Here is a 12550-nt window from a genome sequence, read left to right on the forward strand (position 1 = left end):
TTGTATATAGAAGTAAAGACCAGTATATGGTATGGGATTTGCCCTGAGACTACAATGAAGATAGTTCTTATTAGATATGAGGTACTCTCTTCTTTATAAATTATAACTACAAGTAGGTGGAGCTGAATGAATCAATTATCTCGGATGTGGAAGCGAGAATGGCAGCTGCATTTGATGCTCATTCCCGCACTGATTCTTATCATTGTGTTTAGTTACATTCCGATGGCGGGCATTATGATGGCATTCCAGAAGTATATCCCGACGAAGGGATTGCTGGGATCACCATTCGTGGGATGGAAGAACTTTAAGTTCCTGTTGGATTATCCAGATGTCGGACGCATCTTCTTCAATACGATTTATATCGCGTCGATGAAAATTATCGCTGGTCTAATTGTTCCCATCACGATTGCGATTCTCCTGAACGAGCTACGCAAGGAATGGGTGAAGCGGACGTTTCAGACTTTGGTCTACTTGCCGCACTTCTTATCTTGGGTCTTGCTTAGCGGTATAGTCATAGATGTACTGTCTCCGTCTACCGGGGTTTTGAATCAATTGCTGGGGTTGTTTGGCATCAAGCCTATCTTCTTCTTGGGGGACAATAATTGGTTCCCTTATATCATGGTCGTTACAGACGTATGGAAGGAATTTGGCTTCGGGACGATCATTTATTTGGCGGCGCTTACAGGCATTAATCCAGCGTTGTATGAGGCTGCAGAGATTGATGGGGCTGGACGTTGGAAGCAGACCTTATATGTTACCTTGCCGGGTATGCTGCCGATTATCGTACTCATGCTTACGCTCAGTATCGGTAACGTATTGAATGCTGGATTTGACCAAATCTTTAACTTGTATAGCCCGCAGGTATATGAGAGCGGAGATATTATCGATACGTTCGTCTATCGAATGGGTGTCGTGGAATCGCAGTATGGATTTGCCACAGCAGTTGGACTGCTGAAGTCAGCTGTTTCCTTTATTCTGATTTCCGTTTCGTATGTCATGGCCTATCGCTTCGCCAATTACCGCATATTCTAGTCAAGGAGGACGATCATCGTTATGAAAAAGTCGTTAGGCCGACAAGTCTTTCTCGGATTCAATGTTCTATTTCTAGCCTTCATTTCGATATTATGTCTCATGCCACTTGTTCATATATTAGCCGTATCATTCAGTTCAGGTTCTGCGGCATCTGCAGGCAAGGTCATGCTCTGGCCGGTGGAATTCACGACTGCGGCGTATCAGAACGTATTCGGCAGACCAGAATACCTGCGGGCTTTCTGGGTTACGGTTGAGCGTTCCGTATTGGGTACGGCCTTCAGCATGTTCTTAACGATCATGACCGCATACCCATTATCCAAAGAAACTTCACAGTTCCGGATGCGAACGATTTATGTATGGATATTCGTATTCACCATTCTGTTCAATGGCGGCTTAATTCCATGGTATATGACCGTGAAAGCGGTTGGTATTATGGATACGATCTGGGCTTTGATACTTCCCAATGCAGTTCAAGTATTCAACATTATTCTGTTGCTTAACTTCTACCGCGGCTTACCGAAGGAGTTGGAGGAGTCATCGAAGATTGATGGTGCAGGGCATTTCACAACGTTGTGGAAAATCTACGCCCCGCTATCGGTTCCGGCATTGGCAACGACAGGACTCTTTACGGTCGTATGGCATTGGAATAGCTGGTTCGACGGTATGCTGTTGATGAGTCATCCTGAGAAATATCCATTGCAAACGTTCCTGCAGTCGATCATTATTAAAATGGACTTGCGCTACCTGAAGCCTGAAGAAATTGAATTAATGCAGAAGCTGTCTGACCGTACAAGTAAGGCAGCTCAGATCTTCGTTGCTGCATTCCCAATTCTAATTATATATCCGTTCTTACAGCGATTCTTCATTAAAGGAATTGTAATGGGAAGTGTCAAAGAATAATAGTAGCCGAAACCTCCAAATGTAGGGAGAAAATACGATGAAACTATTATTCCGCTTAAAAGACTCTTCCATCTTCATGAAGATCATGGCTGTATTTCTAATCGTATTGCTCCCCCTCATGATGATTACGTTATTCATCAATGAGCGGGGAGCTAATAGCATTCAGCGGGAAGTATCGCGTTCTACCTTAAATACGACAAGCTTCTACCTCGACTCGCTCGATAAGGAAGTCGAACGAATTATCCGTTACTTGCCGAACTATGTAACAGACAACGATTTGCTGGAGTTGGCGGCATTAGGAATGGATCTGACTGACTATGAGCGGGCCAACAACATTACGCTTATTCAGAAGCGTTTGGAGCTCATGAAGAATTCGAGTCCGTTTATTCGCGAAGTCAAGGCATACGTACCGAAAATTGATCGTACGCTGCTCAGTCAGCAATATGATACGACGCTCAATCGAGGGGAATTTTCTGCCATGCAGCATGAGAGTCCTTTCTACAGCAAGCCGTTCATATACTGGAACGATCGACTGTTTATTACCCTGCAATACCCGACGACTACTTTCAAGGATCCAATCTATTTAGTTGGTGCAGAGCTGTCCGTTAGGAAGATCAAGGAAGCACTCGATCAGATTGCGGGCTCTCTGAATGGAGAGACGATGCTGCTGAATGTAGAGCACGGATGGGATATTCGCAGCAATGAGCAATCGACACTGTACGATTCAATGAAGGAGTTTATTCAACAGAAATGGAAGGAAGAGAAGCGCGAAGGCTACGACATCGTAGAGTATGACGGAGAGAGATATTTGACTGTTTACAAGTATTCTGCCGTTTGGAGTTCTTACTCTGTAACCTGCATACCGGAATCAACCGTTCTGGGGCCGATTCAGAAGTATCGGCAATGGTTCTGGTGGGCATGTGGATTGGCTGTTGTGGCAGCGCTGTTTTTCTCTTACTCCTTGATGAAGCTCATGTATCGACCGCTCATGAAGCTCATTCATGCGTTCAGGCGGGTGAAGCAGCTGAACTTGACGCCTGTTCCGATTGATCGCGGTCATGATGAGTTCGGATATTTGTATCAGGCGTTCAATGATACCGTGCACTCGTTGAAAACACTCATTGAACAGAACTACGAGCAGCAAATTCGAAGCCAGCGCTCGGAACTGAAGCGGCTTCAATCGCAAATCAATCCCCATTTCTTGTACAATTGCTTCTTTGTACTGTGCCGGCTTATTAAGTCGGAGGACAAAGAGAAGGCCTACCAATTCTGCTTGTATATCGGCGAGTATTTTCATTTCATTACCCGGAACGATGAAGATGAAATTCCGCTAGAGATGGAAGTGAAGCATTCCTCGACCTATGTGGAGATGCAATCGATCTGCTACGGGGATCGGATTCAAGTGTTCCTCGACATCGAGAGCCAGCCAATACGTGTACCGCGTCTTGTGCTGCAGCCGATCATTGAGAATGCCTATAAGTATGCATTCGGCAATATGCGTGGAGCAGGAGAGTTGTGGGTTCACAGCGAACAGGTTGAAGATGGAGTTGTGATCAGTGTTGAAGATAATGGAGATGACTTAGACGATGAGAAGCTGAATGAGCTGTGCAATCGCCTTGCCAATTGTACCAATCACATCGATGAGACGACAGGGCTAATTAATGTACACAGACGGATACAGCTTCGCTACGGAGATTCATATGGATTGAAATTGTCGCGTTCTGAACTTGGCGGACTGAAGGTACGTATACATCTTGGGCTTGAATAAAGGAGGAGATCGGCATGCGACGAATGCTCATCGTGGACGACTTGCCTATTATTGTAGATGGTTTGCTGGAGTTATTTCAGGGCATGGAACATCTTGAGCTCGATATTTTGAAAGCGTATTCGGGTGAAGAGGCATTGGATATGATGCGTAGGTCCGCTTCGCCCATAGATATTGTTATCTCTGATATTAAAATGCCTGGCCTCGAAGGGATTGAGCTGCTTCGAAATATTAAGCAGAGTTGGCCGAACTGTAAAGTGATTTTCTTGACGGGCTATAATGACTTCCAGTATGTGCAAAGTGCTATGGTTCTTGGCGGGTTCGACTATATCTTGAAAATTGAGAGCGATGAGAAGATTGTTGCTGCCGTTGAACGGGCCATTGCTCAGCTTAACAAGGAATGTGAGCAGATGCGCAGGCTGGAGCAGGCGCATTATCGGATGCGGCAGGCGCTGCCGCTGCTGCAGAGAGAATATGTGTGGGAGCTTCTAGAGGGCAAGGCGGAGATGCTGAGAGGGATTGAGCGTCATTTTCAAGAATATGATATTCCGCTGCGTGCCGATCTGCCTGTCATGATGGTGGTTGGCAAGGTGGATGCTTGGAAGAATTCCTTCAGTTCACTTGATAAATCCTTATTGCTGTATGGCGTTCAGAATATCGTCGAGGAGTATGTCACCCCGTATATGGAATGCTTCTCCTGCCCATTCGAGCATTCCAAGCTTGTATGGCTGCTGCAGCCGCGAATGACGCAAGACGGCAATCATAGCTACTCCTACTCCAGTTATGAGTCTAATGAAGATGTGATGTCCGAGTCGGAAGTGTGGAAGTCATCACAGGCTCGCTTGAACGGAGTTATGGGCATGATTCAACAGACCTGTCAGCGTCTTCTGCAAGTAACGGTATCCTTCGCACTCAGCAGTACATCGACGGAATGGGCGAATGTAGCAGAACGATTCCAGATGCTGAAGTATTGCTTCGTGTCGGGGGAGCGGCTGCCTAACGAGGTTATTTTGACGGATTCCGATATTATGCAAATGCAGGAGTGTGGGGATGGCACGGATACGCAAGATTACTTTCAACATAACCGAATTCAACTGCTGCTGAAATGTCTGGAGAACAATCATCGCAAGGAGTTCTATGAATTGTTCCTGCGCATTACAAAGGATTGGAACAATGAGGAGGAGAGCAGCTATGCTCGGAAGATGGCGTTGTATCATTCCTTGTCGGCGCTGTTCCTGTCCCATTTAGGAGAGAATCCGAAGTTGAAGCAAGAAGTCGGCGCGAAGATGGATATTAGTTTCTTGTACCAGAAGAAGGAGTCATTCACATGGCTTGATATGAAGAAATATTTCTGGGAACTCGCTGATCATTTGTTCGAGCGGCAAGAAGGAAGAGAAGAACAAGTTCCAGGTGAACTGATCAAGCGAGTTCATCGTTACATTGCCAATAATTTAACCCGTGATATCTCGCTGATTGCGATTGCGAACGAGGTAGGGTTGAATCCTTCCTACTTATCTAGACTATATAAGCAAATGACAGGGATCGGTATATCCGATTACATCAATGATTATCGCAATCTGCAGGCAAAGGAATGGCTGCTCAATACCTCGAAGAGGGTCAATGAGATCGCGTCCGCACTTGGTTATAATTCTGCACTGGCCTTCATTCGCTTCTTCAAGAAGCAGAATCAGATGACACCGCTTGAATATCGGATGAAGCTGCAAGAGAAGAACGTCAGGGAGGGAATGTCTTAGAGCCCTAGAGCTAGAGCGTAGAGATTGTCCAGCAGTGCGGCAAGTGAAGTTCGCAAGTTCTCTAGACCTTCAGTCATGGCAAGCTTGGCTGGAGGTCTATTTCTTTTTGTTCAGCAATTCTTTTTCCACAATTAGGTTGGCCTCTCCAGTGGATGTTATTTATAATGAGTGTTATATGCCCGTAAATGGCGGGCCATATGAATCGGAATGCCATTTTATCGGATACGAAATATACAGAATGTAATGGTTTGGTGATAGGAGGTTTGGCGGAATGAGGGGAAAGATCGGTTCTTTTTTGAAATTTTGCGGCGGTTTTCTCATATTTGCGCTTATACTCAGTATCCTTGGGATGCTTATGGATCGATCTATGTTTACGAAGGATTATCTAATGGTATGTCTGCTTGTATTTCTTCTTCCTGGATTGGTGCTCCGAAAAATTGGAGGCAGTATGAAGAAAAAAGCAGATGAACGCGAGCAATTGCGACAGCTAGGGCTTAATCCGCCTAGCATGGCCTTCCAATCATTCCTGCGATTTGCAGGAGGATTTCTTATGTTCTTATATGGGATCGTATGGTTTGGTATGATCGTGAACTGGTCGACGCAAGGAGATAAGTTCATGTTGGCTGCTCTTTTTGCGCTGCTCTTTTTCACACCGGGGGTATTGCTCTGGTGGGCAGCATCAGGATTGGAGAAAAGATCACAGGAGCGCTTTAGAAGAGAGCATCTAGCTTATTTCGAACAGGAGCCTGTGCCAATGCCTTCGTATGCGCCAACAATTGAGGAGATCGTTGAGGAACCTCCAGCGCAGCCGATTCGTCGTGCAGAAATGGAAGCAGCAGCTAGTTCGACTGTACCACAGACTGCACCACAGCTACCGAAAATGATTGCATGTTCTAGCTGCGGCGCACAAACGAGCGTATCTCCTAGCTCCACCTCAACTTGTGAGTATTGCGGTTCAACGGTGACTTATCGGTAAGTTTATAGGACGTAAGATAGCAGCCAGGGGATAAATTCCTTTGGCTGCTTTTATTTTATACAAGTAATTGAGGAGATTCATATACAGTAAAAAGTGATTTATCTCCGCTCCGTAAGTGACTAAATTGTCACCTTCACTGTCACTTGAAAGTCATTTTAGACAGATAAAATGATATCCATCAGCATAGCTATGGAGGTTTGACAATGGATATTTTAAACATCGAGCATCTGTCTGAAATATACGGCAAAGGCGGGCCGGTGGCGAAGGCGCTTGACGCTGCTTCTATTTCGATAATCGCCTATAAAGGAGAGTAAACCATGACTAAACAGCAGCGTAAGATGATGTTGGGCATAACCATATGCTATACATTTTTGATTCTTTATTTTATATTTCTAGCTTTCGGTAGAGTAGGTACCATAGATCAAAAGGATGGTTACACCTTTATTCTTATACCGGACAGTTTTTTTAGGCTGCCAAGTGTATCAGATCTTCTACATCCTACTCTGATGGACTTTGTGTCTATTGGAAACATCGCAGCTTTCATTCCTTTTGGCATTTTGATTCCGTTGTTATATCGAACGGGCTTTGTTCGATTCATTGCATTATTCATCCTGTCCATCCTCATGATTGAAACGATTCAGGCACTAACGTTGCTTGGCAGCTTTGATATTAACGACGTAATAGAAAACTCATTAGGCGCAGCAATCGGATTCTGGGCGTACAAACTTGGCTTTCGTACAGAGAATATCCGAAAAAATATAGCCGCCACGAGCATTTCCATTGTTGTCCTTATGACCGTGGTTTGGGGGAGCTTCGGGATTGTTGACAAGGCGTTCATCCATGAAATGGGCCCCTTTGTGGCGTTGAATGAATTGATAGACAGCACCGGAAATACATCAACGGGCACAAAACCATACTGTTTCAAAATTGGCGATCAAACCATAGAACCCAAATATAATGTCTATAGTATCGAAGGCAAAAATAGGGAAACATATACGTATGCGTTAGGCAATAAGGAGCTTTATCTCTCCTTGTTTTATGGAGTTCCCGATCAGAAGGAGCTGCAGGGGAGAATAAGTGTTACCGTTGATGGACATGAGTTCCTGTCTGCGTCTGCAGAACGCCATGAGCCGGAAATATTCACAGTTTATCTCGAAAAGGCAAATGAGCTAACGATAACCATTGAAGGAAATGAAACGGTGTGGGATGTTGCGTTTAGAGAGATGAAATATTATTGGAGCTGGGAAAAGCGCGAGCAATAAGGCGAAATCCGAATGCTGTACAAGATAAGGTGAATCATGACTAGATTGTACATCGATAGAAGCTCGCCGATCTAAATAAGCAGCCAGGGGACGAATCCCTTGGCTGCTTTAATTTATATGACGAATTGTATATGAAGTGCGACAGTTACCATTAAATAATCCTACATGCGCAAGGATGGTCTATAAGAATCATTCATCGCTCAATTCGTATGATGGATTAATGCTTTCTTGCAACGATGGCGAACCGTTGTTCATTCGTAGGAATGCCCTTGTCTGTCATGTTGGTGGCAACGAATTGCTTGAAAATGCGCATATCGTCCTCGAATTGCCCGAAGTTCGGTATCGTTGGCGTATGTGTAAGGATGAACATCAGATCTTCTTCGGTCTGATAATACTGTGTCAGATTGATTTCATAGGATTGGATATTCATGAATCCAGCTTCGCGAAGCTCTTTCAGATATCGACGCAGCAAGGTGCCGGATTCAACGCCGTTGCTTTGTCCTCTGCCGAATGCCTGCTTCAGGTTGAGCTTGTTGCCTTCACTGATTTGTTGGGTAAGGAATACGCCATCGTCCGTCAATACCCTGGCAACTTCTGCGGCATTGAATTCAGAATGTCGACAAGTGATGATGTCGAAGTGTCGATCTGGGAACATGAGCTGCTCTGCGTTCATTTGCATAAAGCGAACATTGGATTTCTGAGCTGCTGCCAGATTCGCTTGTGCCGTACAGACCATGCTTGCAGAAGCATCGATTCCAACGAGCAGAAGCACTTGACCTGCGATCGGCAGCACAGATTCACCGCCACCTGTACCGATGTCGAGCAGGATGTCCGACTTGGCGCACAGCTTGCCAGCCTCATGGAATAGCTCCCAATTCGTCCCCTCTGTAGTTGATTTCACTTGACTGAAATCCCAACCGTTCAGCCTGCCTACTTGATCATAAAATTGTTTGTAATCGAAAGAGTTCATGTTGATTCCGCCTTCCAATAGTATGTGAAATTAATGGGGCATACGAGTTGTCAGAACGGTAGGAACTGTACAACTGCATATCCTTCTGAATGGATTCCATTTCGTTGCGCGGCTCTCTGGTTCCGTTAGGCTCAAAAGGGCAGACTATCCCCTTGATAGCTGGTACGCGTTTTGACCCAGCTCGGAACCTACATACCTCGAACGTTGCGGAATGACATCCATTTCACCTCATTGGAAAGAATGACCGAATTATATCATGGGAAAAGATTGCAGGTCAAAGCATTATCTCTCTTGGTCGTTATCTCATAGAATTCGATAAACCATATAAATCTCATATAGAAAATATTGGGTATCGTGTTACAATAATAGATACTACGTGTCTGCTGCTGGACGATGCAACTCCCACGTCCCAGTCAGGCCAGAGCTTTTGGAGGAAACCGTGAAACCGGATTATGCTGGCATTTGTTTGAATCGAAATGTTGTGCTTCATCATTCCTATAAAGTGAAGAAAGTAATCGCTTGCAGCGAGCTGGCCAATGTATATGCGGGACGGAAGCTGGAGGACGGAGCGGCGGTCATCGTGAAGGAGTTCTACCCGAGGCAGGTAGCTCTTCGCGATCTGGACAAGCGAACCGTGCTGTGCCGTGTACCCTCTGTTCAACGGCAGTATGATGAGCTGCGGGAGGCCTTCCTGATGGAAACGCAGATGCTGCAGCAATTGAGCCACTCGAACATCGTTCGCCTTGTGGATTATTTTGAGGAGAACGGGACGCATTATATGATAATGGAGTATTGCAAGGGCATCTCGCTTGAGCGGTTTGTTGAAGAAGGCAGGCTTGTTTCCGTGGCCGATTTCCTGCGCGATACGATACTGCCGCTTGCATCTGCGCTTGAATATGTCCATGCGCAAGGCATCATTCATCGCGATATCAAGCCAGCGAACATTATCATTGGAGAGGACGGTCAGCCGAAGCTGCTCGATTTCGGTTCTGCTATATACTATGAGAAGACGGGTCATCGGATTTTTACGAGCACAGGATATTCGCCGCTTGAATTCTATTCCGAAAAATCGCAGCAGGGAATCACGTCCGACGTATACAGCTTTGCAGCTACGATGTATTTTTGCCTAAGCGGCCGCACGCCGAATGATGTGACTAGGCGCTTGTTCCAGGATAATCTGGAATCGGTCAGAAGCCTAAACCGCAGCGTCAGCCCGCTGATGGAGCGCACTATTCGCAAGGGACTAGCGGTTCGCCCAGATAAGAGGCATGCTTCCATGAAGCAGATGAAGGCCGCGCTGCATGCGGAACGAATTCTGCTGGCAATGGTTGAGCGCTTGCTCGGCAAGCCCAAGCCGCGGCAGCAGGATGATCGCAAGCAGGCTTAGAAGCAGGATGGGTGCAACTACGTTTGCAACAGGTCATGTTGTACGATTTACATCAATATAGTGTGCTAGGTGGCATTTATAGAGTTGCTGCATAAAGCGCAACATGGCATGACGATGCCTTATTAATAAATAAAGAGGAGGCTGTCCGATGTTGGACAGCCTCCTCTTTATTTACTTATTGAAATCTAGGTTCTGCTGAATCGGGAGCCTGCTCTATTTCCATTGCCCCTGCCGATTGCCAATTTCATTTAACGTGACATTGCAGACGGATCTGCATACGATACAGCGCCCTGTTTAACAGCTTTATAGCGCAGCTCGATCTCCGTTAACCCATCCTCGAACGTAATGTACAGCTTATCATTGTATTCAAGCGTTACCGTATCGTTCGGCTTAACAGGTGTACGTCCCTTCGCTACTGTACAGTTGGTACGGTGCTTGATTCGGAGCGTGCCGTTCTTGCCAGCCTCGAACAGGATATGGGCGGCTTCCGGCAATGGCTCATTCACATCCAGGCGGGCAAACAGTTGTTGGAGGCTCACCTTCCGCGTTTTGCCGAAGGAAGTGAGTGGCCAGTATTTAACGGGAACCTCGTTGCCGCTTGCCGTATTTAAGAAGTACCCTTCCAGTCTCCCAGTGAACGTCGGCTTTGGACGCAGCAGCATGTATAGTGCGAATAAGGCTATCAATGCAGCCAACGCACAGCCCCCGATAATCCAATAACGTTCCCACACCGAAGAAATCTGCACGTACAGCTTTCCAGTAACTGTTCCCCCCTCAGGGTCGGTTGCCGTTACGGTTATTTCCGAAGAGCCGGAATGCAGCGGGGACAGGTAGAGCGCCGCCCCTTCGATACGTGCCTTCATTCGGTCTTCATGATCGCGCGAGACAATCTTGTACGTCAATTCATCTCCGTTCGGATCGGTGAAATAATCCCCGAAATTCAGCTTCGCCTCGCCATCTTCCTTCACGATGCCAATTTGATTCTGTCCGGACAATACCGGCGCTTTATTGACGATTTCGAGCATGCTGCCTGCGGTTTCTCTGAAGAAATGAGGCCCATTCATGACGACAGTCCAGTCGTATTTCCCTGATGTCCGGAAGCGATGCTCCGCCGAGAAGCCTGTCCCGTTGTTCGTCATCTGCACGCGTTCTTTCTGCTTCGTCTGACGATTGGTGATAACAAGCTCTGCCTGTACGTCCATGTATACATCCTTATCTTCCAATGGCTGCTTGTTCGACAGGGAATACAAGCGAGCCGCGAAGGCTGTTGGCAGTCCTTTCGTCGCTTCCTTGGAGGTCAATTCCCCGCCTGCTCGCATGTTATAGCTGCCAAGCAGGTTCACCTTTACAACATCGCCTGTCATTCCCCTGAACTTCAATAGCAGCTCGCCTCTGCGCGGCTCGGGAATCTTCATCAACGTATATTTGCCGGATTTATAGAATCGCGCATTCTTGGTGCTGTTATAGAGCTGAGACTCCAGCAATGGGCTCTGAGACAACAGAATGAGATTCGCCTCTGACATGCTGGAGTTCGGAAGAGGAACCTTTACTTCCTGCATGCCTCCAGTCGCAGTTAACGCGGCGATCGGAACGAGAACCGATTGGATTTGATCGGCGAAAATGCGGTTGAATATATCAGGCAGCTCCTCTGCGCTGGTCGTAATATACGAAGTGCCTCCGGTCTTTGCGGCAATGGTCTTCAGCTGCTTCTCATTCACCGAGCCGTCATGATTCAGGCCGATGGTGTAAATACGGTATCCCTGCTTGTTCGCCTGCTGAATGACGCGCTCTACGTCTTGGTTCGAGTCGGCGATCGTTCGGCCCGTGTAAGCATTGCCGAAGTCGGTGCCTCCGTCGGACAGCAGAATAATGAAAGGCTTATGGCCTTGGCCATTACCTTTACCAGCGATTTCGGCTCCCTTCTTCAATCCGAGGCCTAGATCCGTATACCCATAGCGGCGCAAGCTGCTGATCTGACGCTTCAGCTTCTCCTTCTGCCCGGGCTCAGCAAGCGAAGTTAGCGGCTCCGAGGCCACGATTCTGTCGTTATAGGCCACGAACCCAATACGCGTGCGCTCCGAATCGCTCATGTCCATGAACATATTGACGACTTCCGACGCAATGCCTTCCTTGTCGGTCTCGTTCATGGAATAACTGACGTCCATGACGAATACGGCATCGATTCCTTGTGCCGAATCGGCCTGAGCTAGGGTGTGGATAGGTATTAGGGCTGATGACGTTAGGAATAACAAGCAGGTCGTAAGCAGGAAAATCATAGATTTGAAAATATTTCGTCTACACATAAAAGCTATATACCCACCTTTTAACAAAAAATATAAATATTTTTTGCTGCGATATAAAGTATTTGTTAGATTCTACCGAAATATTTGGGAAAAGGAGGAATGGTGTCTGGGATACTGGGCAGTTGGTACTGTCATCCTATCTCAAATCATCGGAAATAAGTACCAAAAAGTGAAGGGATAACGACAAATTTTTTTCTTGAT

At 46.5% G+C, this 12550-nt stretch carries 9 protein-coding genes; 7 read left to right on the forward strand and 2 right to left on the reverse strand.

What is annotated here, in order from left to right; all coding sequences use genetic code 11:
• Nucleotides 1-126: 126 nt before the first annotated feature.
• The 6 genes from BBG47_RS20935 to BBG47_RS20960 all read left to right on the forward strand — a co-directional run bounded on the left by BBG47_RS20935 (nucleotide 127) and on the right by BBG47_RS20960 (nucleotide 7689).
• On the forward strand, nucleotides 127-1032 hold the full coding sequence (locus tag BBG47_RS20935; RefSeq protein WP_065293344.1) for an ABC transporter permease: 906 nt from the start codon (nucleotides 127-129) through the stop codon (nucleotides 1030-1032).
• 21 nt (nucleotides 1033-1053) lie between these two features.
• Complete coding sequence (locus tag BBG47_RS20940) at nucleotides 1054-1932, forward strand: carbohydrate ABC transporter permease (protein WP_065293345.1); 879 nt, start codon at nucleotides 1054-1056, stop codon at nucleotides 1930-1932.
• Between the two features lie 37 nt (nucleotides 1933-1969).
• Nucleotides 1970-3700, forward strand: coding sequence for a sensor histidine kinase (locus BBG47_RS20945; RefSeq protein WP_065293346.1), 1731 nt, complete (start codon nucleotides 1970-1972; stop codon nucleotides 3698-3700).
• 14 nt (nucleotides 3701-3714) lie between these two features.
• Nucleotides 3715-5451, forward strand: coding sequence for a response regulator transcription factor (locus tag BBG47_RS20950; RefSeq protein WP_065293347.1), 1737 nt, complete (start codon nucleotides 3715-3717; stop codon nucleotides 5449-5451).
• A gap of 271 nt (nucleotides 5452-5722) precedes the next feature.
• Nucleotides 5723-6427, forward strand: coding sequence for a hypothetical protein (locus BBG47_RS20955; protein WP_065293348.1), 705 nt, complete (start codon nucleotides 5723-5725; stop codon nucleotides 6425-6427).
• A 317-nt stretch (nucleotides 6428-6744) separates the two neighbouring features.
• On the forward strand, nucleotides 6745-7689 hold the full coding sequence (locus BBG47_RS20960) for a VanZ family protein (RefSeq protein ID WP_065293349.1): 945 nt from the start codon (nucleotides 6745-6747) through the stop codon (nucleotides 7687-7689).
• 217 nt (nucleotides 7690-7906) lie between these two features.
• Here BBG47_RS20960 and BBG47_RS20965 read toward each other — a convergent pair whose 3' ends face one another.
• Nucleotides 7907-8659: a class I SAM-dependent methyltransferase gene (locus tag BBG47_RS20965; RefSeq protein WP_065293350.1), complete on the reverse strand. Its 753-nt coding sequence runs from the start codon at nucleotides 8657-8659 to the stop codon at nucleotides 7907-7909.
• Nucleotides 8660-9098: 439 nt separating this feature from the next.
• Here BBG47_RS20965 and BBG47_RS20970 point away from each other — a divergent pair, with 439 nt between their 5' ends.
• Complete coding sequence (locus tag BBG47_RS20970; RefSeq protein WP_065293351.1) at nucleotides 9099-10046, forward strand: serine/threonine protein kinase; 948 nt, start codon at nucleotides 9099-9101, stop codon at nucleotides 10044-10046.
• A gap of 248 nt (nucleotides 10047-10294) precedes the next feature.
• On the opposite strand, the gene BBG47_RS20975 is transcribed toward BBG47_RS20970, so the two are convergent.
• Nucleotides 10295-12349: a VWA domain-containing protein gene (locus tag BBG47_RS20975; RefSeq protein WP_065293352.1), complete on the reverse strand. Its 2055-nt coding sequence runs from the start codon at nucleotides 12347-12349 to the stop codon at nucleotides 10295-10297.
• Nucleotides 12350-12550 lie beyond the last annotated feature (201 nt).

Source organism: Paenibacillus sp. KS1, assembly GCF_001680695.1.
GTDB lineage: Bacteria > Bacillota > Bacilli > Paenibacillales > Paenibacillaceae > Paenibacillus_B > Paenibacillus_B suaedae.

Excerpts from the sequence above, each read along its gene's own strand:
- BBG47_RS20935 (WP_065293344.1), top strand. The coding sequence starts at position 127 with ATGAATCAATTATCTCGGATGTGGAAGCGAGAATGGCAGCTGCATTTG.
- BBG47_RS20940 (WP_065293345.1), top strand. The coding sequence starts at position 1,054 with ATGAAAAAGTCGTTAGGCCGACAAGTCTTTCTCGGATTCAATGTTCTA.
- BBG47_RS20945 (WP_065293346.1), top strand. The coding sequence starts at position 1,970 with ATGAAACTATTATTCCGCTTAAAAGACTCTTCCATCTTCATGAAGATC.
- BBG47_RS20950 (WP_065293347.1), top strand. The coding sequence starts at position 3,715 with ATGCGACGAATGCTCATCGTGGACGACTTGCCTATTATTGTAGATGGT.
- BBG47_RS20955 (WP_065293348.1), top strand. The coding sequence starts at position 5,723 with ATGAGGGGAAAGATCGGTTCTTTTTTGAAATTTTGCGGCGGTTTTCTC.
- BBG47_RS20960 (WP_065293349.1), top strand. The coding sequence starts at position 6,745 with ATGACTAAACAGCAGCGTAAGATGATGTTGGGCATAACCATATGCTAT.
- BBG47_RS20965 (WP_065293350.1), bottom strand. The coding sequence starts at position 8,659 with ATGAACTCTTTCGATTACAAACAATTTTATGATCAAGTAGGCAGGCTG.
- BBG47_RS20975 (WP_065293352.1), bottom strand. The coding sequence starts at position 12,349 with ATGTGTAGACGAAATATTTTCAAATCTATGATTTTCCTGCTTACGACC.